The sequence below is a fragment of the Luminiphilus sp. nBUS_07 genome, assembly GCF_051201685.1.
Taxonomy (GTDB): domain Bacteria; phylum Pseudomonadota; class Gammaproteobacteria; order Pseudomonadales; family Halieaceae; genus Luminiphilus.
Genome location: NZ_CP179213.1, coordinates 1,861,929 through 1,886,054, shown reverse-complemented (window position 1 = coordinate 1,886,054; position 24,126 = coordinate 1,861,929). Strand labels below are relative to the sequence as shown.

The 24,126-nt window shown below is 49.1% G+C and carries 24 protein-coding genes; 10 read left to right on the top strand and 14 right to left on the bottom strand.

Annotated features, from left to right (window positions below; genetic code table 11):
* Window positions 1-4 precede the first annotated feature (4 nt).
* Window positions 5-652: a hypothetical protein gene (locus tag ACMAZB_RS08390; RefSeq protein ID WP_435216485.1), complete on the top strand. Its 648-nt coding sequence runs from the start codon at window positions 5-7 to the stop codon at window positions 650-652.
* Window positions 653-771: 119 nt separating this feature from the next.
* Here the strand turns inward: ACMAZB_RS08390 and ACMAZB_RS08385 are convergent, their stop codons facing one another.
* The 5 genes from ACMAZB_RS08385 to ACMAZB_RS08365 all read right to left on the bottom strand — a co-directional run bounded on the left by ACMAZB_RS08385 (window position 772) and on the right by ACMAZB_RS08365 (window position 6,581).
* Window positions 772-1,413: an MSMEG_1061 family FMN-dependent PPOX-type flavoprotein gene (locus ACMAZB_RS08385; RefSeq protein ID WP_435216483.1), complete on the bottom strand. Its 642-nt coding sequence runs from the start codon at window positions 1,411-1,413 to the stop codon at window positions 772-774.
* A 572-nt stretch (window positions 1,414-1,985) separates the two neighbouring features.
* Window positions 1,986-2,231: a hypothetical protein gene (locus ACMAZB_RS08380; RefSeq protein WP_435216482.1), complete on the bottom strand. Its 246-nt coding sequence runs from the start codon at window positions 2,229-2,231 to the stop codon at window positions 1,986-1,988.
* Window positions 2,232-2,664: 433 nt separating this feature from the next.
* Entirely contained in the window at window positions 2,665-3,252 is a 588-nt protein-coding gene (locus tag ACMAZB_RS08375) for a TetR/AcrR family transcriptional regulator (RefSeq protein ID WP_435216480.1), read from the bottom strand.
* 762 nt (window positions 3,253-4,014) lie between these two features.
* Window positions 4,015-5,667, bottom strand: coding sequence for a spinster family MFS transporter (locus ACMAZB_RS08370; protein ID WP_435216478.1), 1,653 nt, complete (start codon window positions 5,665-5,667; stop codon window positions 4,015-4,017).
* Between the two features lie 77 nt (window positions 5,668-5,744).
* On the bottom strand, window positions 5,745-6,581 hold the full coding sequence (locus tag ACMAZB_RS08365) for an SDR family oxidoreductase (RefSeq protein ID WP_435216476.1): 837 nt from the start codon (window positions 6,579-6,581) through the stop codon (window positions 5,745-5,747).
* Between the two features lie 426 nt (window positions 6,582-7,007).
* Between ACMAZB_RS08365 and ACMAZB_RS08360 the strand changes: the two genes are divergently transcribed.
* Window positions 7,008-9,464, top strand: coding sequence for a TonB-dependent receptor (locus ACMAZB_RS08360; protein WP_435216474.1), 2,457 nt, complete (start codon window positions 7,008-7,010; stop codon window positions 9,462-9,464).
* Window positions 9,465-10,109: 645 nt separating this feature from the next.
* Here the strand turns inward: ACMAZB_RS08360 and ACMAZB_RS08355 are convergent.
* Window positions 10,110-10,556, bottom strand: a complete 447-nt coding sequence (locus tag ACMAZB_RS08355; protein WP_435216472.1) for a MaoC family dehydratase — start codon at window positions 10,554-10,556, stop codon at window positions 10,110-10,112.
* Window positions 10,553-11,011, bottom strand: a complete 459-nt coding sequence (locus ACMAZB_RS08350; RefSeq protein WP_435216470.1) for an FAS1-like dehydratase domain-containing protein — start codon at window positions 11,009-11,011, stop codon at window positions 10,553-10,555. Before ACMAZB_RS08350 ends, ACMAZB_RS08355 begins: the two co-directional genes overlap by 4 nt.
* Window positions 11,012-11,478: 467 nt before the next feature.
* Between ACMAZB_RS08350 and ACMAZB_RS08345 the strand changes: the two genes are divergently transcribed.
* The 6 genes from ACMAZB_RS08345 to ACMAZB_RS08320 all read left to right on the top strand — a co-directional run bounded on the left by ACMAZB_RS08345 (window position 11,479) and on the right by ACMAZB_RS08320 (window position 18,820).
* Window positions 11,479-13,092: a class I adenylate-forming enzyme family protein gene (locus tag ACMAZB_RS08345; RefSeq protein WP_435216468.1), complete on the top strand. Its 1,614-nt coding sequence runs from the start codon at window positions 11,479-11,481 to the stop codon at window positions 13,090-13,092.
* Between the two features lie 841 nt (window positions 13,093-13,933).
* Window positions 13,934-14,278, top strand: a complete 345-nt coding sequence (locus ACMAZB_RS08340) for a hypothetical protein (RefSeq protein ID WP_435216466.1) — start codon at window positions 13,934-13,936, stop codon at window positions 14,276-14,278.
* 315 nt (window positions 14,279-14,593) lie between these two features.
* Complete coding sequence (locus ACMAZB_RS08335; protein ID WP_435216464.1) at window positions 14,594-15,019, top strand: hypothetical protein; 426 nt, start codon at window positions 14,594-14,596, stop codon at window positions 15,017-15,019.
* Window positions 15,020-15,575: 556 nt separating this feature from the next.
* Entirely contained in the window at window positions 15,576-16,685 is a 1,110-nt protein-coding gene (locus tag ACMAZB_RS08330; RefSeq protein WP_435216462.1) for a serine hydrolase domain-containing protein, read from the top strand.
* Window positions 16,686-17,078: 393 nt separating this feature from the next.
* A complete protein-coding gene (locus tag ACMAZB_RS08325; RefSeq protein WP_435216460.1) occupies window positions 17,079-18,008 on the top strand; it encodes a sensor histidine kinase in 930 nt (309 codons plus the stop codon).
* Window positions 18,005-18,820 (top strand): LytR/AlgR family response regulator transcription factor, encoded by an 816-nt coding sequence (locus tag ACMAZB_RS08320; RefSeq protein WP_435216458.1) that lies wholly within the window; start codon window positions 18,005-18,007, stop codon window positions 18,818-18,820. The genes ACMAZB_RS08325 and ACMAZB_RS08320 overlap by 4 nt, the downstream gene beginning before the upstream one ends.
* Window positions 18,821-19,009: 189 nt before the next feature.
* Here the strand turns inward: ACMAZB_RS08320 and ACMAZB_RS08315 are convergent, their stop codons facing one another.
* The gene (locus ACMAZB_RS08315; RefSeq protein WP_435216456.1) at window positions 19,010-19,441 is read right to left on the bottom strand and encodes a PaaI family thioesterase; all 432 of its coding nucleotides are present in this window, start codon (window positions 19,439-19,441) and stop codon (window positions 19,010-19,012) included.
* Between the two features lie 466 nt (window positions 19,442-19,907).
* Between ACMAZB_RS08315 and ACMAZB_RS08310 the strand changes: the two genes are divergently transcribed.
* On the top strand, window positions 19,908-20,522 hold the full coding sequence (locus ACMAZB_RS08310) for a dUTP diphosphatase (protein WP_435216454.1): 615 nt from the start codon (window positions 19,908-19,910) through the stop codon (window positions 20,520-20,522).
* A 30-nt stretch (window positions 20,523-20,552) separates the two neighbouring features.
* Window positions 20,553-21,425 carry an alpha/beta fold hydrolase gene (locus ACMAZB_RS08305; RefSeq protein WP_435216452.1) on the top strand — a complete coding sequence of 291 codons (873 nt, stop codon included), beginning with the start codon at window positions 20,553-20,555 and terminating at the stop codon, window positions 21,423-21,425.
* Here the strand turns inward: ACMAZB_RS08305 and ACMAZB_RS08300 are convergent.
* The 6 genes from ACMAZB_RS08300 to ACMAZB_RS08275 are packed head-to-tail and all read right to left on the bottom strand — an operon-like array spanning window position 21,394 to window position 24,088.
* Window positions 21,394-21,687 carry a 4a-hydroxytetrahydrobiopterin dehydratase gene (locus tag ACMAZB_RS08300; protein WP_435216450.1) on the bottom strand — a complete coding sequence of 98 codons (294 nt, stop codon included), beginning with the start codon at window positions 21,685-21,687 and terminating at the stop codon, window positions 21,394-21,396. The genes ACMAZB_RS08305 and ACMAZB_RS08300 overlap by 32 nt on opposite strands.
* Window positions 21,684-22,784 (bottom strand): tRNA (uridine(54)-C5)-methyltransferase TrmA, encoded by a 1,101-nt coding sequence (gene trmA / locus ACMAZB_RS08295; RefSeq protein WP_435216448.1) that lies wholly within the window; start codon window positions 22,782-22,784, stop codon window positions 21,684-21,686. The genes ACMAZB_RS08300 and trmA overlap by 4 nt, the downstream gene beginning before the upstream one ends.
* Window positions 22,785-22,796: 12 nt before the next feature.
* The gene (locus tag ACMAZB_RS08290; protein WP_435220068.1) at window positions 22,797-23,123 is read right to left on the bottom strand and encodes a TusE/DsrC/DsvC family sulfur relay protein; all 327 of its coding nucleotides are present in this window, start codon (window positions 23,121-23,123) and stop codon (window positions 22,797-22,799) included.
* Window positions 23,124-23,128: 5 nt separating this feature from the next.
* On the bottom strand, window positions 23,129-23,404 hold the full coding sequence (locus ACMAZB_RS08285; protein ID WP_435216447.1) for a hypothetical protein: 276 nt from the start codon (window positions 23,402-23,404) through the stop codon (window positions 23,129-23,131).
* Window positions 23,404-23,763 carry a DsrE family protein gene (locus ACMAZB_RS08280; RefSeq protein ID WP_435216446.1) on the bottom strand — a complete coding sequence of 120 codons (360 nt, stop codon included), beginning with the start codon at window positions 23,761-23,763 and terminating at the stop codon, window positions 23,404-23,406. Before ACMAZB_RS08280 ends, ACMAZB_RS08285 begins: the two co-directional genes overlap by 1 nt.
* The gene (locus tag ACMAZB_RS08275; protein ID WP_435216445.1) at window positions 23,756-24,088 is read right to left on the bottom strand and encodes a DsrE/DsrF/TusD sulfur relay family protein; all 333 of its coding nucleotides are present in this window, start codon (window positions 24,086-24,088) and stop codon (window positions 23,756-23,758) included. Before ACMAZB_RS08275 ends, ACMAZB_RS08280 begins: the two co-directional genes overlap by 8 nt.
* Window positions 24,089-24,126 lie beyond the last annotated feature (38 nt).

Below are 24,126 nucleotides of genomic sequence, written 5' to 3'. Positions count from 1 at the left end.
ATACATGCCGCAGTTGTTGGCAAAGCTCAATGCGGATGCACCTGCGGCGATGAGCGTTATGCTGCTATGTTTGCAGCATAATGAGCGGGTGGTAAACCAAATGGTCAATGATGCTACCGCTCGGCGCGCGGTCGCTTATTTTGATGGGGGAATTGCGCAGGCACAGCGCGAAGTGGCAACACTTGAAGCACTCTACCCAATAAAAGTTGTAAACGCGGCTCCGATAAAGGCGCAGCTAACAACGATTCAAAATAATATTGCAAACAATATTGCGGCGGGCCTGGTTGCGCTTGAAGATCTAATTGTTGCCGAGCGGCACATGCCTTCGGATGCTTATGACGGAGAGGATGCAAATACGCTAAAACAAAAGGCTCAAGCGTTGGTAGAGGAGCAATTTCCGGGTCAAGAAATTATGGAACTTGCTATATGTTGCGAGTGGGATACTGAGGATTATGAAGAGCTCGTCGAGCGCGTACCGGGGGAGTGGGTAAGGCAGCGCTTTCACTTTAGAGACATTCAGGTTGGAGTGCTAATGCCCCTGAATGGTGAGCGTTTAGTCATCCGGGTCGTCGGTGTTCGTCAAAACTTCGTAACTGACCGTGAAATTGTAGAGCTGGTCCGAGAATTGCCCATGTTGCGGGAAAGTCTATGAAAACTCGGCGAGACCTTTCCAGCGGCTAGTGATTCCGCGTGACATGTTAGTACCGTAAATTGAACAGCCATGGAAAAAGTGTAGCAACTTAATGTCGAGCGCTCGGAGATTTTACTGCCTCAGTAAAGCTCATCCCTATAGGCGTGCTCTACTAACTCATCCATGGCCGATGCGACTTCCCCAGACTTTGATTGATCGCTAATAATTTTTCCAAAGGAAGGGATGATGCTGGCTTCGGGTTGATATTCGTTCGTCCATAATTTCGACCTAATCACAGCTTTGCCGCAGTGAAAATAGCTTTTTGTTACCTCGATGAGCAGCCCTACGTCGAGCTGTCTTCCGTTAACCTTGCTGTAAGCCAGCGCCTCTTTGTTTTTTATAATCGTCGAGTGTCCAGATACCCGCAAAGTCTCCTTGTATCCGGGCACAAAGAAGATAAGGCCAACTTTGGAATTTTCAATGAGGTTGTGAAAGGTCTCGAGCTTGTTATTGCCCATGCGGTCGGGAATTAAAAGTGTGTTTTGATCGATGACTTTTACAAACCCAGGCGCATCGCCTTTTGGAGAAATGATTGGCTGACCCTGCCCATCGGCTGTCGCGATACATAAAAAGGGCGATGCTTTTATGAAGGCTGTCTGATAGTCGTCTAAGCTATCGAGCATGATGGCCTTAGCTATTTCAAGTGGGGCTCCATAATTGGCCTCGAGAGCTGCAGCAGTCTCTAATAGCTCCGACTGCGCTAGCGGGTTTGTAGATGTCATCTGACGCAACTCCAAGAGGCCTGAACGATTAAGATCATAGCAGACTAGTATTGGATTTAGGCCTTTCAGTTACCAGTTCTAGCGATGCTCAATGGTGGGTCCAAAGGTCTGCATGCGATGAAACATCATCTGCGGGGTAGGGCGGTTTTAATATGCGCCGTCAAGTTATAGCAAAGTGCGGTTAATGAACTGTGGCTGAAAAGCGTTGACGTTAAAGCTGCTCTGGGCTGAAAGCGAGGGCCACTGGGCTTTCCTCAAGCGGCTATGGTGAAGTGCTATATACGGATGAACAGCGATCGTGCCTTCAGCCCATGCGCTTTTACGATGCCGACCAATATGGCCGATTGTATGAGAGCGTACCAGCGGGAAGGGCAAATCCGGTTCATTTCACCGTTTGAGCGGGCCACAACGTAGGCTTTGTTCCGATTTACACTGCACTGAGCACCATGGAGCTTTAAGGCTGGGAAGGGGGACTAGCTTGAGCCTGTAATAGAGTAGTCTCGTGCAACGTAGAATTTCATGAACTAAGCGAGTGCATGTCAGTCTTGTGCACTGGCATAGCGCAGTTTGCTTTATGCCTTCCAGGGAAAGACGCGGGGTTTCCCAGTCGTAGACCACAGCGCTATCCAAATGACGATGGGGAGGCCAAAAATGATGACTCGCTCACCCCTCAGCACCTGGTCAAAGTAGAGTTCAAACAGCCAGGGAAATTCCCGCTGTGGCACTCCAGCGACTTCGAGCAAGATAAGGGTGAAGGCGATCAGCATTAAATGTAAAAATGCCCACCAAGCCAGTGCGGTACTCAGTCCCTTTTTCATTAACGCTCTCCATCATTCTTTAGAATGCTGCGTGCCCAGCGGCGCAGTGGTTCACTGGCGGGTCATTCGCTGTGGGACATGCAAAAATATTAACGGACCAGAAAGATTACCGCACCTCAAATGCTCTCATGATACGCGCTTAAAAAAGAGCTCCAAGAGCTATCGGCATCCCTTAAGCTAGAAACATCACGTGAAGAAGCAAATTGGCAGTAGTTCACTAGCAATAAATTTTGCCTTTGCAGCGAGCATGAAGCTCTAGGCTTTGACGGATAAGGGGCAGCAACGCAATTACCAGTTGAGCGCCTTGCTGGGTAGGAAATTTTTATCAAAGCCTTACTAGGCTCATTTGCGGTCGCCACTTGGCGGAATAAATTAGCAAGCCGATGGAAGCCACGGGGATAACGGCTTACCGTCCAAGTGCAGTGTGGTTGCTTTAATCTTTGGCTAGCAAGTAAGCGGCTTTTATAAAGAGAGATCGGCCATGCGTTAAATCTGCATCTTGACTAAAATATCCATTGAGCTTAGATCCTGCGATGCAGGAATATAAAATTTCAGCGCGCTCAGTGCGTTCTTCATCGTCCATCCTGCCGTCATTAAATACCCCTGCGAGTAGTTCAATGCAGCACCGGTCCATTTCCTCTTTATGAACTGCCAAAGTCGGGTCGGTTACGGATGCCCCAATAGCTTCATACATGACGCCGGTGGTGAGGTGGTTTACTGATTTATTTTCGGTGTAAAAAAAATCAGACAGATAATTTATTTTGGATTCAAAGTCTTGTTCTTTCAGCGCCTCCATACCTTCAACGATAGCTTCGCATCGGTGTTTAAAAACTTCGCGTAAAATGTCCGTAGTAGATTTGAAATAATAAAAGACGTGACTAGGAGCGATGCCTGCTTCTTGTGCTACACCAGCCATTGAGGTGTTAGAAAATCCCTGCTTCTCAAGTGCAGAAACGAACCCTTTGATAATACTCTCTCTGCGCTTGGCGCCTTTTGGCTTGTTCGGCTTATATAACTGCATTGCGCATTCCGTACTGGCCGTTGAACGGTCGCCCGCTACCAACCTAATAATGGTGAAGTAGTCTGAGCCTTTGGATAACAGTACCGTGTTGGGCACAGTATTCCAAAAGTATTTTGTAGTTGCTCCTTGAAGATGCGCCGAATCTGTCGATTTATTGCAATCGTGACGCTTACCTACTTGCGGCTTTCGTCCAAACTATAGAAGACAACACAAATTGGTTGAAGGCCCAGTATGCTCATTATTGACGGCTCGCAATGTCGATATTAATTAATCGGTCGAATCGCTGGGTCAAAGACATAGCCAAGTGCCGCTCAGGAAGTGAGCGAGCTTCAGCAGTGGCGGTTAATTTGACTCCCTTGCCACGTTTGGCCGGTGTGACTACCGCGGGCCATCGGTGGGTTAATTCCAATAGGGCTTGATACTGAGTGAGATTGACTCTGTGCTCGGCAACCGGTGCCGCTAAATATGCTATTAAATACAACGTTTCGGAGGCCACCCGGGTCGTGCTGTCGCCTTAGGGCGTTCTCAGGTTGCAGAACAGCTTGTCGTTGGAGCTGAGTGAAAGGCGGGGAGCTGCAACTGGTCAGGCCATGCACCGACACAGCTACTCACGCCTGTACTTTTTATGCCCCCAACAGCTCAGCCGCGCATGGAGGGAAAAGTTGTTGGCCTTAGTCATGGGTTAAAGTCGGGGGGCTGGGTGGCCCAGCATTCGAATGATGACAAGAATGCGGTGAGAAAGACGTATCCATCAGCGTGAACTTATGGGTTGGCCAAATTTTGAGCAGGCTCCCCGGCGGCCACTGCGCGTTGTTCTCGACTATTGAAGTCGGCTCGATAATGGCGAAATAACAAGAGGGTAAATACCGCCACAATAATAAAAACAAGCAGCGCAAGCTTCAAACTCAGGCCTAGAGCGTCAGAGGGGCTGTTTCCTGCTGCCTGAAACGTATCGCTAAGATATCCTATGGTAAACGGGCCCATAGCGAGACCTAGAAAAGTACCCATGGCCAGATAAAAGGCCGAGGCGGTGGCGCGCATTCTGGGAAGTACCAAAGTCGTAATAATTCCACCACCGGCGCCGGTCCAAAGCACGCCGACAAACTGAAGTGCCGCGTTTGCTATGTAGGCGCTCTCCAGAGTTTCTGCGTTAAGCACAAAAAAAGCGGCAATGGTGGTTAACACCCCCGAGACTAGGCCCATGAAGACGTGGGCGTCGTCTCGAACATAACGCTTCAACAGATCTGCAATGATACCTCCTGCAGCAACCCCTAAACCGCCACAAATGGCGGTCGTTAGCCCTAGCACCATGCCAAGCTCAGATAAATCGGTGTCAAATTTTCTCAATAAGTACTGTGCCAACCACAAGGCAAAGCCATAGGTAATAAAGGTAATGATTGGAAAGGCGAGGTTTGCATAGATCATCGACTTACAGCGAAAGAGCATGGCGTAAGTCGCGGGATCCCTAATTGCAAGTGACTTTGCCCAGCTAAACATTGCATAGATACCCACTCCGAGAACAACCCACTGTGTTACGCGCCCAGTCAGATGGCTCACGATACCCGCCACAGCGAAAATCGACATTGCTGCAACAATATTAACGATTAATGGTGAGGTAAAGCCCACTTGGCGATACAGGCTGATCATTGAAAACGGAGGAATAATACTGGCGAGCTCTCGCAAGCATTCTCTAAATGGGTGGGGATGATTTTGTACGCTCGCTACATTTTCACTGTAACCGCGCACAGGCTCTTTAAGTGTCTGGAATAATGCGGCTAACAAAATGCCCGGCGCACCAACAATTATAAAGGTCACCTGCCACCCTTTAAGTCCGAGTGGGGCGTTGGCAATATCGGGGTAGCTCAAGTTCCACCAATCAACTATCCAACCACCGATAAACATACTGAGGCCCATGCCGATGTAAGCACCGGTCGAGTAAATGGCGATGACCGAAGCACGATCTTTGGGCTCGAACCAGTCTGACAGCAAGGAGTAGGCAGAGGGCGTCGCAGTGGCTTCGCCAATACCTACGCCGAACCTAAAGAAAGTCAGGCTGGCTGCACCTCCAGCCATTCCACAGAGCATGGTCATTATGCTCCAAGTAAAAAGTCCACAGGCGATGAGTGTTTTACGTACCCATAGGTCAGCCAGCCGACCCAGTGGCAAACCAAAGATGGCGTAGAAGACGGCAAATGATGTCCCATACAGAAATCCCATTTGCGAGTCGCTGATCCCGAGATCTGCCTGAATCTCGCCGGCCAGTATGGCCAGAATTTGGCGATCGAGCAGGTTCATTGCGTAGACAAGTATTAGAAGAAAGAGAACATATTTGGCATAGGGTCCACCCACCGAATAGCGTCCGATGTGAAAGTGGGGTGTAGCGTGAGGTGCTGTATCGTTATTATCTAGCGGCATATTTTTGGCGTCTCATAATTAGGGGCTAGAGCAGTTTGCTGTTTTTCTTAGTGACTGCTTTCTTGAGTATTGGGTTTTTAGAGCCCTTGACTGCCAGCTTCTCTTTGCATGGGTACATAGTCTTCGTAGTTGGGCCTTCTCACCATTGACCCTGTTGTAACACCTGCATCGGTTGTTAGAGTTAACCCACTGGTATAGCCGGATTCATCACTGCCTAGCCAAAGTGCGGCATTAGCAACATCCAGTGCCGTACCGGCACGTCCGGGTAACGGAGAATTTGCTGCGAGTGCTTTTTCTACCTCGTCAGTTGCCAGATGATTTTTCAGATGCGCATCGGCCACCATGGGTGTTGCCATAGAGAAGGGCGCGATAGCATTAACCCTGATGTTATGCGTGCAGAGTTCTGCGCTGGCACTCGTGGTTAATCCGACCACTGCGTGCTTGGCCGTAGTATAAGCATGCGGCGCAAGGCCACCCATGACGCCAGCGACACTAGACATGTTGATAATTGATCCTGAGCGCTGTTTTTTCATGATGGCTGCAGCGTGCTTTACGCCGTAAAAAACGCCATTAATGAGTATGTCGGTTGTCGCACGCCACTCGTCGGCGGGTGTCAGATCAATAGGTCCTTTGGCGCCTACGATACCGGCGTTATTGAACATGATGTCTAGCTTGCCAAATTCTAAAATGGCACGATTAATGACTCTCTCTACATCAGTTTCAATACTAACATCGCAGGCCTCAAAATAGACGTGATCACCAAGTTGCTTAGCGAAATCAAGCCCGAGTTCCGATTGAATGTCGGCGAGAACTAGCAAGCACCCCTCATCTTTGAACCGCTGTGCTGTAGCCGCACCGATGCCACTCGCAGCGCCGGTGATGACAGCTACCTTGCCTTCCAGTCTATTACTCATAACTTTTCCTTGTAGCAGTCATCTTAATCATAGTTGCATTGGTCAACAGGACAAAAATCTGTCTGTGTAGATGAACATCGATAGACCTATATTTGCACATTAATTTAACGAACGTCTGTACCAGATTGCTGATACGGCGCCCTGATAGGGCATCACTGACATTGGTTGATCCAACTTGCCCCCTAATTTGAGTCCTTTTTTTAGGGTGCAGTAGTCGGTCGTTGGTGTTCAAAGCCGAAAGCATGGCACGTGGCTGCGAGCAGAGAATTTGGGGCTGTCACAGTCAACCTGCGAAGAAGTTACTCATGCAGATTGCGGCATTCAAATCTAATTTTTTAACTCCCGTAAAAATTTACAAATTGACTAAATGTGAGTCTGAGCTTTCACTAAATGCTAATAAGTCAAAAAATTAAACGGAGCCATGAGATGAAGAAGGTAGCAACCAACTTTGAGGTTTTCTCTACAAAGCTGCATAAAAAATTAGCCCTTGCGTGTGGGATGGTCGTAGCTGCGACAGGCGCACAGATTGGACTGGCCCAAAATGAAGAGCCCAGTGCTCTCGCGATTGAGGAAGTCATAGTCACGTCGCGAAAGCGCGCGGAATCAATTCAAGATGTACCGATTGCGGTTACCTCTATTACGAGCCAGCTGGAAAATCCCGCAATTAGAAACCTGAGAGATATCGAGGGGTTGGCGCCTAACGTGCAGATTCGTCAGTCCATGGGACGTACAGCGGGTCACGCCATATCTATCAGAGGTATCGGTTATAGCAATGACGAAAAGAGTTTCGATCCGGCGGTGGGTGTTGTCTACGACGGCGTTGCGCTAACAACTAACTCTGGGGCTCTCATTGATAACTTTGACATTGAGGCCATCGAAGTCATGCGGGGGCCACAGGGCACTCTGTTTGGGAAAAATACAATCGCTGGCGTAATTTCGTTAACTCGAACTGACCCAACAGGCGAGCTGGGAGGTTCTATATCGGGCACCTTAGGTAACTTCGGGCGTACTGATGTTAAAGCTGTTGTTAACGTGCCAGTTATCAAGGATGTGTTAGCGGCTAAATTTTTCGCCGCGAGCCTGCAAGACGATGGCTACATATACAACGTCACGCTAGACAAGGATGTGTCGAAGCAAGACTATCTCAACTACGGTGCGAAGTTTTTATGGACGCCTAGCGAGAACTTCAGTGCAAAGCTCACGGTTGAAAAAATCGACGACCAAAGCGACAACGGTGCCTTTCGCAACCTTACTGGCCTGGGAGGAGATCGGAAGATCGCACTTCAAGACGGGTACTCAGGAGGCTGGCAGCCCTATTCACCAGCGATCGTCGCATTGACTAGTGAAAATGCGACGCCTTGGCGCGTTGCGGCTTACAACGACAATGCGTCTTATCCCGATATTCGTGGGGATGGTTGCTTGCTTGAGAACGATCCGGGTTCAACGGATAGCACGACCAGTGCATCTAAAGAAAATATTGGTGACATGCAAACTGACGCGATCACGCTGCAAATGGACTATGAGTTCAGTAACGGGTCTACAGCAACCTATATTTACGGCTATCGCGATACGGAAGAGTATGCGGTTTGGCCATATTCAGGCAGCGCTTGTGACTTTATCACTGTCGACAATATCAATGAAAATGATCAGGAGAGTCACGAACTTCGCTGGGCTACCTCGTCAGATAACTATGACCTGGTTGTTGGTGTTTACCAAATGGAAAACTCTTACTCACAAGATTGGTTTACTTACGATTTTTGGGAACTTGTGAGGACGCCTGAGCTATTAGTTTCACTTTATGGAGCTACACCTGAGCAGGTCGATCGATTGGGCAATGATTTTGGCCAGAATATTTACCAGTCTCAGGATGCCAAGAGTCAGGCGGTATTTGGCCAGTTCGACTACGATATAACAGAGCGGCTTGAAATTTCACTTGGCTTGCGCTACTCCAAAGATGAGAAAGACTTTTTTGCCCGACAGTTCTGTATCAAAGCCGATGCTGACCGACATCTTCAAAATTGGGATACCTGCGTTCACGGGGCACAGTACTCCGATGACGAAAAAACCGGTAACTGGGATGAAAGCTGGAGTAAGACGACCGGCAAAGCGGGCCTCTCTTACCGTCTAACTGATGACATTATGGTTTATGGTTCTTACGCGACGGGCTTCCACAGTGGCGGCTTTTATGGAAAGAACCAAAGGTTGGTAGATTACGCGATCACCTACGAGCCTGAAGAAATTGAAAGCCTTGAAATGGGCGCAAAGATGGATTTTCTAAACAATCGGGTGCGCTTGAACGTCGCAGCGTTCAGTAGCAATGTTGAAGCTCTGCAGGCTATTACAACACTGCCAGCGGACGATGGCACAGCGGTCTCGGTACCCTTTAACGTGGGTGAAGTTGAATACCAGGGCCTCGAAATTGAGGGGCAAGCACGTATTACTGACGCGTTTACCATTAGTGGTGCAATAGGCATCTTGGATGCTAAGTACAAGTCCTTTGACGCTGACTTATCTTCCACTCAAGGTGGTAACCCGGTCGACAATAGCTACCTCACGCCGAAGCAGGCTCCAGATCTAACGTTGGGTGTTACCGCTAGCCATACGGCTAGCGCGTTTGGCGGCTTGATTCTTACTGATTTGACGTATTCATGGACGGATGATTTTTATACTCAAGAAGATAACGACCCAGTGTCATTGGTAGAGTCTTATGGAAAGACCAACCTATCGATCGCTTACGATCGTGACAGGTATAAAATTGCTGCCTTCGTCAACAATATTGAAGACAATACCAACTGGGTGAGTCGAACGACCAGTACGCTTATTACTTACGGCCAACAGTCGAAGGGCCGAACATATGGTGTAGAAGTAATGGTTAATTTCTAGAGCTCTTGACCGGAGCTCGTTTAAACCCGTTGAGGTTATCTCAATGGGTTTTTTTGTGTCTGCTAATGTCAAAAATTGGATGGCGTCAAAGGATGCCAGAGTGCGTTCTACAAATCTTCCCTGCTGCCTCCAACACATCTAAGTACGTTTGAGCAGACGCACTGATGGGTAGTTTCCTGGTATCTAGGGTGAAAGCTGCGGTCAGACAAAGAGCATCCAATGACTCGCGTTGCCATAACAAAGAATCGCTTAGAGCTGATTGTTAGAGCGTAAAGGTTAGCTGAGCGTAGATGCTTCGGTGCTGACCTGCTCTTGCAGCAAAGACGGGGTACAGATAAAGGTCCATTGGATAAATGGGCCTGTTGACCAGCTGACTGCTGTGCGTTTTAAGGGCTGAATTAGGGTTGATGGAGGGGCAGGGCGGGGGGGGGCGGTAGTTGTCGCAGATTAGTAAGCTATTGGCCGATGATCTCATAGGCGTTGGAGCCCTAACTACGTCATAACTGAATTAAGGCCCCGATAGAGTCGCCCTAGAGCGCTGTCAATGGCAGATATACACCTAGCAGCAAAGGTTTGCCTTAATTGTTAAGGGTATTTAGATAGCTATCCTCGCGAAGTAATCGCAACCCTTATAGGAAGACAGGTCTATTTGGGGTGCTTGGGTAATCTACCTGAGGCTTTGCCCGTGAGAATGCTGATGCCTTCATCGTTCTTTTGCCAAAGGCGACAGTGCACAATGTCGTATTCCTCGCCAACCTCGAGACCTTCGATCTCTCCGCCACAGTGGAGAATATCTTCAGGGAATACATTAGCCGAAAATCGAATTTCTGTACTAGCTAGGTCCCAGGGTTGATGGAGCCAGTTGGTAAAGAACTCGTAAAGGTACGCCTGATTGAGTGGGCCTTGCTGTACAGTATCGGGCAACCCCCGCTCCTGCGCGTAAACACGATCGAGATGCAGTGGATTGGTATCCCGTAGGATAAGCGCGATCGGAATGTAATTAAAGCGATCCATAGGTCCGAATTTAACGGTTGGCAAGGCCATGCCAACGGTTAAATCTTCAAAGTATGGCTTGTTAGGTGCGATAGTCATTTGAAGAGAATGTAGGATTGCTTGCCAGTCATTACAAGCTGGCCATCTCGATCCCCCTTTATTTTAAATGCTAACTCGACGACATCAAATTTCTGCCGTCCTGATTTTTCATAAACGTCATTGATCATTGCGCTAATCTCTACTTCTTCATTGACGTAAAGTGGCCTATGGAACTCAATAGACTGCTCCCCAAACATGGCCGTCCCATCTCGGTAGTCAAACTCAAAGTCGGCACTCCAATCGAATGTTCTTAATAAGCCTAAAACGGCGACTAGTGGTGCAAAAGTAGGCGGTGCGATTTGTGGGGCTTTCTCTGTTGAGCCTGAGGGCTGGGGCATTACACCCATAAAATCCTGCACATCTTCGGTGGACACTCGATAGTTTGCGGTGCGAAGTACTTTTCCAATAAGTGCTTTCCGGTCGATTGGCTTGGATGTGGCAATTGAAATGGGCACGATCTTTTTATCCAATAATACGGTGTTTTGTGATGATAGAACCTTAAGTAAGCGGCCCTTTCATCGAGGATGGCGCGTCCCGCATCAAGTGGCGCCCCTCATTTTTTGGCCAGTGTCTAACCATAGGCGTTTACGGTCAGCTTGTCTGCAAAGCTCCCGTGAGTAAGACCGTAATCATTGATGATTGCGTATTCAAATTGTATTTTTTTAACGCACATAAAAATTAACAAATTGACTCTTTGTCTGACGGAGTTTTCACTGTGGTTGTAGTCGTGGTTAATGCGTGGGCGGCCAAAGCAAGGTAAGGGTATGTTGCTTTGGACTAGATGCGAAACGCAGAATTTCTTCGCGTTTTAGTAGATTATACGACACTAGAAACAAATATTTAAAACGTGTTTTTAGTGAGAAGGCTTGGAGTGCTACCTTGGCTACGGAGCATATCAAATTGTTGATGATGGAATATTAATGTGCCTGATGCTGACTACTTATTGTCGAATTTGCTACTCAACGCGGCGGAGAAATATCCCGATCGCCAAGCACTGATTTTCCCTGATTCCCAGCTCTCTTACTCGGAGCTTGCAGCTTTAAGCCAAAGCTACGCACGAGCAATGATCGGGCATGGTTTGAAGCGTGGCGAGCACGTCGGAGTTTTAGCGATAAATCGGCCTGAATATATTGCGCTTTTATTTGCTTGCATGTTCTGCGGCACTGTCGCTGTTCTGCTCAATGCGCGTTTCCGTATTCAGGAGTTGCGCCACGCAACGACACACTGCGACCTTAAGTGGATATTTGTCGGCCAAAATGAGGGGGTGCCTCATGCTGCTCGTTACTTAGAGGCATACCCAACCCTAGCTGACGCCCCCCTTGGCCAACCTCTTGCTGTACCCGCCGCGCCCAAGCTCGAATGCGCAGTGGCTTTGGACGCTTTTGAAAGCCCTGGTTTTTTAGCATTCACTGATTTTTTAGCTGAAGAAAACTTGGCAACTCCTGAGCAGTTAGACGCTCGGCGTCAAGAGGTGGTTGCGAGTGAGCTCGCGCTGATTATGTTTACATCAGGTACAACCTCTTTGCCGAAAGGCTGCATGCTGACGCAGGAATCGGTATTCAGGACGTCGTTGGCCATGAGAAATCGATTGAGCTTAACGATAAAAGATTGCATGTGGGACCCCTTACCCATGTTTCACATGGCGTCGATTTTGCCACTTCTCAGCCTTTTCCACGATGGTGGTTCATGTTTGACCGACGACAAGGTCGATATTGATCGTGCGGTGGAACAAATTCAAAAGCATCGCGCGACCTTCCTATACCCGGCCTTTCCCGCCATCATGGCAGAGCTGGTTAATCATCCTGATTTGAAGCTGGATGAAATAGATTACGTTCGACTTATTAATAACGTGGGATCGGCTCAGGCCCTCAGAGAAAACATGCGTGTTTGGCCTTCTGCGACACACATCAGCGCGTTTGGAATGACTGAACTTAGTGGCATTGGCAGTCACACAGACCCCACCGATTCGCCTCAGATCCGTGCTGAGACCTGTGGCAAGCCCTACGACGGTGTTGAGGTTCAAGTGGTTGAACCGGACACGGGTAGGATCTGTAAGACCGACGAGCAGGGAGAGCTATACGTTCGGGGATTCCTGGTGTTTGAGGGCTATTACAAGCAGCCCGATGAGACTGCAAAAGCAATTGATGATCAAGGTTGGTTTCACACGGGTGATTTGGGCTCGCTCGATACCGAAGGCAGAATTCGCTTCCACGGTCGCATTAAGGACGTGCTCAAGGTGGGCGGAGAAAACGTATCTCCTCTGGAGATAGAAGCATGGTTATCGACGCATCCTGATGTCATGGTGGCTCAGGTCGTTGGAGCCCCTGATGCAAGGCTTGACGAGGTTGTTGCAGCATTTATACAGCTGAGGCCTGGCGCCACCTTAAGTGACAAAGAAGTTATCGATTATTGCGAGGGGCAAATCGCTTCCTTTAAAGTCCCGCGAGTGGTTAGGTTCCTAAACGAGTGGCCAATGTCCGCCACCAAAATTCAAAAGTCGGTGTTGCGCGAGCAGTTTTTAACCAAACCAACGTAACGGTAGTTTTAAAGAGGCATTCAAGATTGCAGTTGTGCCAGCACCTCACTTGCCAAATTAATAGGGTGTAGGAATCCTCACTCTAATTCCGGGCTGAGATTTCATTGTTGCTAGCTCTCCGTCCACTGCCAGTGTAAAGATCAGTGCCTCACTGCCGGCTGCGTTGCCCCCCCCGGGCAAAGCATTCAGGCCAGTTTTAGCGACTGCTCACTTGGACCTAGTAAAAAACCCCGCCGGTAAAGTGCCCCCAGAAGATGGCGAAATTTCCTTAGCTAATTCAGCAGTTAGTAACTCTCGGGAGAAATCGCTTCGCGCTTAACCTAATCGCCCAATCCTTAGGTTCAATTCCGTGGTTGACAGGTTTAGGTTGCGTAACCTTCTGTATTGAGGCGAGTGGCTGTCGTTTTTACTGCAGCTAGACCGGAGCTGCAATCGACACATCGTCATAGCCAATCTGCTAATGTTGAGTTCATAAAATTAGGAGGCAATCCAGTGCGGTTAATCAATAGTTCAATGCACTATGGATGGAAAGGGACGCTTATTTTTGTGTTTATCTGGGCTCTGTTTGTTTACGTGGATGAGCGCGGCCCTTACATGGGCCTAGATGAGGTGATAAAAATCTTTTGGCCGTTAGTGGTTTGGATGGGCGCCAGGTTGATTTTTTTACCAGCTAAAAACCAAAGTGACGAGCCGCCGCGCTTGTGAGGCTTACTGAGACATGAATTTGCTTGGAAGTAATGACGATCGTTGCCTCAGGGTTTCGATCTGATCCCTTATGGTTTGGCAAATGATAAAAAGTACACCAAACCACAATGTCGGGTCGCATAAAGTGATCGGTGTCATGCGCCCACGAGACGAGGCGGCCTACATACGGCGATTGCTGCTATTGCTGGCTGTTGTACTCATTACGCCTGCTAACGCGGTAGCAGAGCAGTTCAGTTGCTATTCAATATTTGATACCACAACACTGAAGGTTAGGGCTGATACCCGCGGTTGGATCGATATGGAGGGCAAGCCTCGTCAGGAGGTCGAAACTCTCATCGATTCTAATGGTGATCGCGTGTGGGTTTACGGCCCCAAACAAGCGTTCAAAATTCGTCCAGATGGTACAGGGCATGTGGTCACAATTTTTAGCGATACTCATGTCCAAAAGAGTCCGGCTTATTACTGCAAGCGTCGAAATTAATAAGTGCGGCTGTTCTAACTACGCGAGCCCTTAGTTTTTGGCGGCTACTCTTGAAACATTATGCGCAGCGCTGTTCACCTCTATCCTCCACCTTGTCATCGGGCCCGCGTTTAACCGTCGCCCAAAGCCAGTGTTCACAATAACGCATCCGCGAGTTTCATTGTTACAGTCACCAAGAATTTGCTCCGACTTTCACTGGCTTGAGACCGCAGTATCGGGTTGGCAAATTATGGGGTAGGGTTAAGTCCGGCTCACGAGTTATATGAGCCACTAAGAACAATAAATTCAAAACTGTGATGGCGATAGGAACGGCTTATGAAATATCTGATTTTTGCAGGTTTATTCTGTGTTTCTTCATTGGCAATGGCCGATGGACACGGCGAGTTAGGTCTAGAAAAGAGGCAGCCTGACGCACCGATGACTGTAACCTCTGTTGTACTTGGACAAGAAATGACGTCCATAAGCGCCGAGGGTGGCATGGAGGGTTACGGCCAAGTTTACGTAACCTATGATCTAACTTATAACACTGCGCGGACTGGCGGCACAGTCGACGGGCAGGGACGCGGTTTCACAAAAGAGGGGGCTGCTTCGGGGAGGTTTCAAGGTTTTTGGGAGCTTCAGGATGGCGTAGTTGTGATCCGTAACGTGGTCAATATCGATAACGGCACCATGAATCTGGACGTGATTAAGTTCGATCCGCTAACGCGAGACCTTGTTGTTCAAGCATACATCTTGAAATGATATATGGCTGAAATCCTGCGGCTGAAGGCAGTTTATGCACCTTATTTTCCGTAAAAGTGCCCTCCAGTCACAATTACTGTACCTGCTTTAGCTGCTGTTTTAACGCACTACAGCTTTGTGCTCGGCTAACGTAGCAAACGCATTAGTGCTGTTCATCACGACATTGAGCCCTTTGTTGGAAGGGCGCCTTATTTAGCTGGGATTGGCGAGTTCGTCCCTCTGGTCTCATTAATGCAATTGGACGCTTGCCAGTTTGGTACGATTCATAATCCCGTTTGCCCCGCTACGGGGCGGGAGCAGGGGGAGGCCTTTTAAGTAAGGCAAAGAGCCCTCTTGGTGGTGTGCGTATGGGCGCTTGGCAACGTGATGGGGTTTCGTGAAGTAAGCAAACCTGACCCCCGGCAACACGACTCAGTTTTATTGAGAAACTTCTCGAAAAGGTGAAATCGGTATGAGGCTCTTCGTCACATTTTTATGCCTGGTTAGTATGCTCAGCTGCACAGAACACTCTCCACTGTCTCGACCCACTAAGACTGCTAATTTAGCAACCGATTCATTGTCGAAATGGCAAGTCGTCGAACCAGCCTCTCTAGGCCTATCCGAAAAGCAGTTACTGAAAATCCATGCTGACATTGCGACAGGACTGTATGGCTGGATTGATTCATTCTTAGTCGTTCGCCATGGGCGTATCGCTTTTGAGCATTACTACGAACACGACTATGCCAAAATTTACGGCGTGGAAGCTCGTGCGCCTGGCCCCTTAGTCGTTCAAAATTGGAGTGGTCCTTATAACTACTTCAATGCATTCTGGCATCCTTATTACAAAGGAAGTGATCTTCATTCCATGCAGTCGGTGACTAAATCGATTGTCTCTGCACTCATTGGCATTGCCATAGAACGCGGAGATTTTCCTGACATTGATACCCCCGTGCTGTCTTTTTTTGACGTCAACCAACTCTTGAATGTAGACGAAGCTAAGCGCGCAATGACTTTGCGCGATTTGCTTACCATGTCCGATGGACTTAGCTGGGACGAGGGCGTGCCTTATTCCGATCCTAACAACACGTTTACAATTATGGCTCGATCTCCCGACTGGGTGGAATACACGCTGAATCAACCGATGGCGTATCAGCCAGGCACGGAATTTAACTACAACAGTGGTGCGAGCCTTGTATTAGGTCAGATATTTTTGCAAGCAACAGGAATCGACATCGAGGCTTATGCCGTTGAGCACTTGTTCCAACCTCTGGGTATAGCGCGCTATGAGTGGAAACGAACGCCCTATGGATTAGCAGACACCCAGGAGGGCCTGTTTCTTTCGACGCGAGATATTGCAAAAATCACCTCGCTTTTTTTAAACAGGGGCCTGTGGCAGGACGTCCAAGTTGTTCCCGAAGTGTGGGTTAGCGACTCATTACGGCCCGCTTTTATTTTGAACGACGACGTAAGCACCGGTTATGGATATAAATGGTGGTCACAGGCATACCAATACCAAGGCGACGAATTAAGGGCCTATTTGGGCAAAGGTTTTGGTGGGCAACGTCCAATTTTCTTGCCAGACTTTGATATGGTCATCGTGGTTACTGGTTGGAACATTTTGCCAGACCGCCCTTTCTTGACGGCGACAGAGGTCATTGAAAGAGTCATCAGGGCCATTGACGATTGATTGCCGTTGGCCGATGTGCGGGGGTTTTTATCGTCGGGGCGTGCATAGTGAACGAGTATTGGATTATTACGGTTTGCCGCTTAGCCTGCGCCAGCGATGGTGTAGTGCTACGAAGGTATTTGACGAGAGGGGAGGGTAATAAGCGTGAGTGACGGCGAACGGATGGAGCCTTCAGAGAAAAGACAGCGGCCTCCACCGTTGCCACAAACCCTTACTTCCAATCGTTTATTTTGGATTTTAAATTCGACCGGCTGGGTAGGTATATCTCTGCTCACTTACTTCAGCTTAAGTCTTCCTTATAGTCAGTTTGAACTGAGTTATTTCGCCCACAATATTTCCCAATCGTTAGTGGGGCTTTTATTAACTTTGCCCCTTAGATGGTGTTTTAAATTTGTGTGGTCTTGGCCGGTAGCACAGCGTTTCACGTTGGCCCTCATCGCGACTATTCTGTTTTCAATGCTTTGGGCGGTACTGCGATTGCTGCTTTTTATGCTGATGACTCAGGAGCAGAATCTTTGGGCCGACTATGGTGGCTGGGTTTTCCCCTCAATATTTGTGTTTTTTACTTGGTCAGCGCTCTATCACGGCATCAAGTACTATCAGCTACTGCAAAAGCAACGTGAGGCAATGTTGGTGCTCGAGTCTCAGCAGCGTCAGAGGGCGCTCCAGCTGGTAAGGGCAAAGGCCGAGGTTAAGGATGCCCAGCTTCAATTGTTGCGTTATCAACTGAACCCACATTTCCTGTTTAATACGCTCAACTCGGTGGCATCTCTTGTCAGCGCTGAGAGAACGGAAGACGCAAAAACGATGCTGAGTCGACTGGGAGACTTTTTACGCTATTCCTTAGATGCCGGCGACGATATGCTGATTCCCCTAGATAAAGAGTTTTGGGCGCTCAGCCAGTATCTAATGATCGAGCAGGTTCGATTCTCGGACCGAATGACCTTGGAGCTCGATGTGCCCGCTAATCTAGAGTCACTGCTTGTCCCTAATATGCTACTGCAGCCCCTAGCTGAAAACGCAATTAAGTACGCCATAGCGCCCTCAGAATCGGGAGGGACTATCCGGGTTTCCGCCCAGTTCAAAGATTCTAGACTTGTGCTGTCGGTTGAGGATAGTGGTTCAGAACGCTTGGGGGCCTCTAATGATATCCTTGAGCTGTCCGAATCAGGAGCAGGCATAGGTCTCCGAAATACTAGAGAACGATTAAAAAATCTTTTTGCAAATGATTTTGAGTTGCTGGTAACGGACTCCCCTTTGGGGGGCTTGTGTTTTACCGTCGCAATCCCGGCAACTGAATCGATAAGAGAGGAGTCAATGTGAGAGTAGCGGTTGTTGACGACGAGCCCCTAGCCCGAGAATTTCTCAAGCAAATTCTTGATGGCACACCTGAAGTTGAGGTGACTGCCTGCTATAAAAACGGCCGCGAAGCGATTCAAGGTCTCAGGTTGAAACCGGTAGATGTCGTGTTTTTAGATATACAGATGCCTGGCTTAGGTGGCTTTGAAGTGGTGCAGGCCCTTCAGTCAGACACTATGCCGCTTGTGGTTTTTGCTACGGCTCACAGTGAATTTGCGGTCGAAGCCTTTGACTTGCATGCCGTCGATTACATCTTGAAGCCTTTTTCTGCTGATCGTGTTCATGAAACATTGTCGCGTTGCACAACACGCCTCCTAGGGCTCATTGTAGATCCATTAGAGGGCAGTGTAGATGTTGCTGATCAAGCAGCGCGTCAAAAAGGGGCGGTGATTTCCGCGATGGGGGGGCAAGCCGATCGAATTTTGGATGCAAACCACGCGCTCACCTCCATGGACGTCGGTAAGCTGGCAATAAAAGACGGCCAGCAAACAACGCTTCTTCAGATGGAGGATATAGAGTGGATCGATGCTGCGGGAGACTATATGTGCGTTCATGCAGCTGGCTGCACCCACATTCTGCGCTCAACAATGAAGGAGCTAGTGGCGCGTCTGCCTGAGAACTTCGTAAGAATACACAGATCTACTATTGTGAATTTGTCAAAGGTTGAAGTGGTGGAGGGCTTACCCAAGGGTGAAGCGCAACTTCAAATCGAGGGTGGCGGTGTTTTGAAAGTGAGTAGGAATTTTCGAAAAGAAATTCAAAACTTGTTGATTTAATCGAGCTGCAAGTTGGACGATCGCTCGATAGCCTTTCTGCGTCACGAAGTTTTGTGTCGTCTGAAAGGGTTGGGTCGCGCCGTTGGCAACTGTTTTACGATCAAGCCAGGGGGTAAACACCTTGCATCACCCTCGGCATTGTTAGGCGTGCTGATGTGGGCGAGAATCCCAGCTCTGATTTGCTAGGACTTAGGCTTTACGCCCAATTTTAGCCACTGAATGTGCGATAGCAAGGATCTCGCCTGATTCACTTTTGATATCCGCCTCTAAAAACGCGATGGTCTTCGTCATTCGGCGAATCCAGCCTGTAACAGTTAACGAGCTCTCTCCTCGAGTGACGCTTTCATAGCGTGTTGTAATTTCTAGGCTAGATAAACGCTCAACCGTGGGGTCACAGGCAAAAACTGCGTGGGACATGGCCGCGTCGAGCATAGCCGAGACAAAACCGCCTTGTACCACATTGCCACTATGACAAAAGTCGAGAGGGACACAAAAGTTGAAGGTACATGAGCGTGCATCTACATCGGCAGCCACAACCTTTCCGGCTAGCAGTTTGATGAATGTCAGCTGGTGGCTGTTGAGTCTTGCAACGATGTCATGTTGTTCAGGGGCGTGGGACATTAAATGGTGAGCCTTCTAAGCATTGTCTAAGCATTGTCGTTTGGAGCAGTAGCATTGCCGATGGGGGGGCGTAAGGACTTTATCTTTCCGTCAAAAGCCGTGACCGGGTTCCGGGGTGCTATTGGCCGCACACGTTACCATGCTGCTCCACTCATTTTCGAACCTTTTTACACGCCGTTTCTGAACCTAATAGGGGGCTGGTATTTCGGTCACTGAAGTTTCTTGTGCTGAATGCCTAAGAAAAACTGGCAAGGATCACCACTGCTAAGCGTCACAGGGGTAAAAAGTCCGCATAGCGCGGGTCCCATGAGGCTTGATCAATTTGCAAAGGGTAAACCTTGGGCAGTTGAGTTCTGTGAGGCTTGTGTTTCAGGCTTGATGCAATGCAAAAGTGGGTATCATTGCGTGAGCCAAATTGTGACAATTCAGCAACGGCAAGGACAACAACCTTTGGGGACAATCAACTATGCGTCAGGCGCTTGAGACCATGCTGTCTATGCAGCATCGAATGAACACGCGGGTACATGAAGACTGGATTAATCAGCATTTTGAGTGGTACCGCGCGATATGGATTGAATGTGGTGAATTGATGGACCACTACGGCTATAAGTGGTGGAAAAAACAAGATCCCGACATGGCCCAGGTGCGTCTTGAGGTGGTTGATATTTGGCATTTTGGCCTTAGCGCACTTTTCCGCGCTGATACCGACATTGCAGAGCTTGCAGAGCAAGTGGCTGCTGATCTCGAGAGGCCAACTGAGGTCCTGCTGGATGTTCGAGAGGCCACTGAGGCGCTAGCTCTGGCTAGTTTACAGGCGCGAGGGTTTTCGGTGCCTCAATTTGCTGTGCTCATGCAGGCCTGCAATTTATCTTTCGAAGATTTATATCGTCATTATGTTGGAAAGAACGTTCTTAATTTTTTCCGGCAGGATCATGGTTATAAAGAGGGTAGCTATCAGAAGGTGTGGGAAGGTCGTGAGGATAATGAGCACCTCGCTGAATTAATGGAACGTTTAGATACTCAATCGGATGACTTCCCATCAGATGTTTATAACGCACTCAAGGCTAAGTATCCCGGTTAGTTGCAGACGATCGGTAAACAGGATATCTCTATGAATAGTCCTTATTTTCGTAATGTGTACTTTAAAACCGATGATGGGTTAACCCTTTATGCCCGTGACTACCCCGGTCCTGCTTCTGAAGCATCAGTGATTTTGTGCTTGCACGGGCTGTCCCGTAACAGCCGTGACTTTGAAGATCTGGCCCCTTTGCTGCAAAAAAATTACCGTGTAATCGTCCCCGATCAAAGGGGGCGTGGTCGTTCTGAATCAGACACGCAGGTGGAGCACTACACCCCCCAAACCTATATTTTGGATACCCTACGCCTGCTCGATGATCTTGAAGTAAAAAGTTTCTCGATCGTGGGAACCTCCATGGGCGGCCTAATGGCGTTGGGTATCGGTGCGTTGGCACCTGAGCGGCTGACTCAGGTGGTCTTAAACGATATTGGGCCGGTTATTGCACAGCGAGGCCTTGATCGTATTAAGCAATCTGTCGGCTCTAAGATGGTCTTTTCTAGCTGGTCTGCGGCGGCAGACCATTTGGCGTCGGTGAATGAGACGGCATTCCCACACTACACAACTGAAGACTGGCTTAGATTTGCCGCAAGAGCTTGCTCTCAAACGTCGGACGGGGTCGCCCTAGATTATGATCCCAACATCACAGTGCCATTATCTAGCGCCACATCAGACGTGCGACCAGACGATCTTTGGCCGTTGTTTGAAGCACTGACGGATGTTCCTGTGCTACTGATCCGTGGGGCTTTGAGTGACTTGCTGGAGCCCGCCTGCGTTGAGGAAATGCAGCGGCGCAATAAACGGATGCAGCTTTTAGAAGTGCCTGGGGTGGGGCACGCGCCAATGCTGAATGAGGCTGGTGTATCAGATGCTCTGATTAGCTTCCTGAGCTTTCCAGCAATCGGTTAATGGCCGTCGCTAACCGCAAATCCTTCTCAGTCAGGCCGCCCGCATCGTGGGTGACCAGTGCAATTTCGACGCGGTTGTAGACGTTTTGCCACTCGGGATGGTGTTGCTGCTGTTCTGCCAGTAGAGCCACACGAGACATAAAGCCCCACGCCATGTTGAAATCTTGAAATTGAACGCTAAGCACGAGTTTGCCGTCTTGTAGTCGCCAAGCCGAATTGGCTCCTAGCCACGCGTTAATCTCACTTTCACTTATAACAGTCATGGTGCTTTCCTTATTAACAAGACGCCGCTTTCAAGATGATGGGTGTAGGGGAATTGATCAAAAAATGCGAGCTGAGCTATTTCGTGGGTGGTCTGCAGTGTTTTTAGGTTGTCGAGTAATGTGTCAGGGTTGCATGAGATGTAGATGACGCTGTCAAAATTACTTGCGAGGGCCAGTGTGGCTTTATCAAGCCCCGCTCGAGGAGGATCAACCAGTAAAGTGTTGAGCTTGTAATCGGTCAGGGGTGCGGGCAAGTGTGCTAACCGGCGAAAGGGGCGCTCTCCGGACATTGCTGCTGTCATTTCTTCAGCGGATAGCCGCGCAAATTCCACATTGTTAATGCCATTCTTATCGCGATTTTCGATGGCAGCTGCAGTGGCAACTTTTGAAACCTCTGTCGCGAGAACGCGGTCAAAGCGGTGTGCTAACGGCAAGCTGAAATTGCCAATGCCACAGTAAAGCTCGAGTAGATCGGCGGACAAATTTTCACAGGCGCTGTCGGCCCACTCAATCATGTGTTGGTTGACGTTGCCATTGGGCTGGGTGAATGCTTGGTCAGGTTGTTTGAAATGGTACTCACTGTCGTTAATGCAAAGCGTTTCTTGCACGCTGTCTTTGCCGATCACTTTTTTTTGCTTGCGGCTGCGGCCAATTAAATTTATGCCGAGACGTTGCGCCAACAGGCTAGCTTCTTGCTCCCAGCTGGAGTCTAGGGCCCTGTGATAAATCAAGGTTGCAAGCATGTCGCCGGTTAAAGTGCTGAGAAATTCGACTTGGAAGAGCTTCTGACGGAGGTGGGTATTGTTGCGAAGCTCCTGTAGCAGCGCGGGCATAAGTTGCTGGATAGGTTTGCAGGCAATTGGGAAGCTCGTTATCGCTATGGGATCTTTCGGGGCTCCTGGCTTAAACATGGCGTAAAACAGGTCCTCGCCAGCGTGCCAGATCCTAAATTCTGCGCGCAGGCGAAAAGCTAGAGGTGACGACTCGAAGACTTGGGGTGTTGGTGCACCTAGCGCTGCGAATGCCTCTACTCTTGGGGCGATCTTAAGCGCCAAAAGCTCTCCGTAATTACTGGGTTTAATGTTACTCAAAGGCATAGATGCGAGACCCTACAAACAATTTTTGGGCTTTGGGAGGCCCGCTATGCGACTCCCCACGCGCGCTGGGCTACCGGGGAATAAGCGCATAAGGTAAATAGAGTTTCCTTTATCTGGTCCCTTATGGCGTTTAACCCAATTAACTAGCGCACGATTTGCGGGTGACTCTTCGAACTCGGTATGGAAAGCTCTCAGCAAATAAAGAATCTCCCAGTGTGCGGGTGTCAGCGTTATGCCTTCCTCTTTGGCCAATGCCTCGGCATGTTCTGTCACCCAGGCACTTGTATCAATGAGGAAGCCTCGCTCGTCGCACAGCAACTTCAATTCGGTGGCATCCATCGACATCAGACCCAGTTAACCTGCTGAGGGTGTTTAATCGTAAGTGCAACCCAGTCAGCGAAGCTGATTGCTTCAAGGCCCTCCGCAGGTAGCGTCAGCTCTCGCTGTTGGCACTCTTGGGTTAGGGCAAAAATGGCTGCGCACTGAGGCGTGCCCGCGCCTATTTGGATTTCTGCCCAGTTTAGAAGCGCTTGATCAAAAATGATGATCACGTCCTCCGCTTTCAAGGTTTCTAGAAGCGTGACATACCGGTCTGGGTTATAAAATAGGTGCAGTGCCATCAGAAGCTCAGTACGTGACGGCTATTGGTGATCAAGTTGGCAAGCTCGCCACTGTTGACCAGTGTGATCTGTAATTCATCAAACGTTGTGTCTGGAATAGTGGTCAAGTCTTCACTCAATAAATAAACGCGATCTACATCATACAGTGGCAGTGAAGCGATCATTTTGTGGAGATTCCGCCCACCCTCAGGCGCTGCGGGGAGAGGCTTTAGTAATTCAATAGCAGGACCCTCTAAAACAAGCTTCACAGCTTGACCGAAGGCGCCGCAAGCGAGCGTGGCGTCCAAACCAAGCGCGGCCCTGGGGCTGATGTAGGGAGCCGTATGGATGCGTATTAGCCAAGTGTTTGCGTCAGTCAAAACTTACAACCCTGTCGCAGTCATGACCCGCTTCCATGAGGGCTCCGAGCCCCATGATAGTAAAGGCGTCAGGCGGCGGAAGTACGTTGTGGGTCTCTGCTGAGGCGCTGCAAAGGACTAGATCGCAGCCTTGCGTGGCGGCTATTGCCGACCAAGCGCTCATGCACTCAGAGTTGTCCGACGCAGCAGCCAGCACACCTTCGCCGTAAAAAAAGACGCGTTGTAGAGAGACGCTGCTCGTCTCAAGAGCTTTTGCGAACCCTTGGGCACGAAAGTGGCACAGTCCCGAGTCTGGGGCGCCTAGAACGACGAGTGCAATTTTCATCTGCTTTTTTGTGCCGCCATGGCCAATAGGTTGGTAAT

Bases quoted from the DNA above. Each gene is read 5' to 3' on its own strand.
- ACMAZB_RS08305 (WP_435216452.1), top strand. From the start codon at position 20,553: ATGAATAGTCCTTATTTTCGTAATGTGTACTTTAAAACCGATGATGGG.
- ACMAZB_RS08365 (WP_435216476.1), bottom strand. From the start codon at position 6,581: ATGAGTAATAGACTGGAAGGCAAGGTAGCTGTCATCACCGGCGCTGCG.
- ACMAZB_RS08300 (WP_435216450.1), bottom strand. From the start codon at position 21,687: ATGACTGTTATAAGTGAAAGTGAGATTAACGCGTGGCTAGGAGCCAAT.
- trmA (WP_435216448.1), bottom strand. From the start codon at position 22,784: ATGCCTTTGAGTAACATTAAACCCAGTAATTACGGAGAGCTTTTGGCG.
- ACMAZB_RS08315 (WP_435216456.1), bottom strand. From the start codon at position 19,441: ATGTCCCACGCCCCTGAACAACATGACATCGTTGCAAGACTCAACAGC.
- ACMAZB_RS08335 (WP_435216464.1), top strand. From the start codon at position 14,594: ATGAAATATCTGATTTTTGCAGGTTTATTCTGTGTTTCTTCATTGGCA.
- ACMAZB_RS08290 (WP_435220068.1), bottom strand. From the start codon at position 23,123: ATGGATGCCACCGAATTGAAGTTGCTGTGCGACGAGCGAGGCTTCCTC.
- ACMAZB_RS08310 (WP_435216454.1), top strand. From the start codon at position 19,908: ATGCGTCAGGCGCTTGAGACCATGCTGTCTATGCAGCATCGAATGAAC.
- ACMAZB_RS08355 (WP_435216472.1), bottom strand. From the start codon at position 10,556: ATGACTATCGCACCTAACAAGCCATACTTTGAAGATTTAACCGTTGGC.
- ACMAZB_RS08275 (WP_435216445.1), bottom strand. From the start codon at position 24,088: ATGAAAATTGCACTCGTCGTTCTAGGCGCCCCAGACTCGGGACTGTGC.
- ACMAZB_RS08360 (WP_435216474.1), top strand. From the start codon at position 7,008: ATGAAGAAGGTAGCAACCAACTTTGAGGTTTTCTCTACAAAGCTGCAT.
- ACMAZB_RS08340 (WP_435216466.1), top strand. From the start codon at position 13,934: ATGCGCCCACGAGACGAGGCGGCCTACATACGGCGATTGCTGCTATTG.
- ACMAZB_RS08370 (WP_435216478.1), bottom strand. From the start codon at position 5,667: ATGCCGCTAGATAATAACGATACAGCACCTCACGCTACACCCCACTTT.
- ACMAZB_RS08385 (WP_435216483.1), bottom strand. From the start codon at position 1,413: ATGACATCTACAAACCCGCTAGCGCAGTCGGAGCTATTAGAGACTGCT.
- ACMAZB_RS08375 (WP_435216480.1), bottom strand. From the start codon at position 3,252: ATGCAGTTATATAAGCCGAACAAGCCAAAAGGCGCCAAGCGCAGAGAG.
- ACMAZB_RS08390 (WP_435216485.1), top strand. From the start codon at position 5: ATGCCGCAGTTGTTGGCAAAGCTCAATGCGGATGCACCTGCGGCGATG.
- ACMAZB_RS08285 (WP_435216447.1), bottom strand. From the start codon at position 23,404: ATGGCACTGCACCTATTTTATAACCCAGACCGGTATGTCACGCTTCTA.
- ACMAZB_RS08380 (WP_435216482.1), bottom strand. From the start codon at position 2,231: ATGAAAAAGGGACTGAGTACCGCACTGGCTTGGTGGGCATTTTTACAT.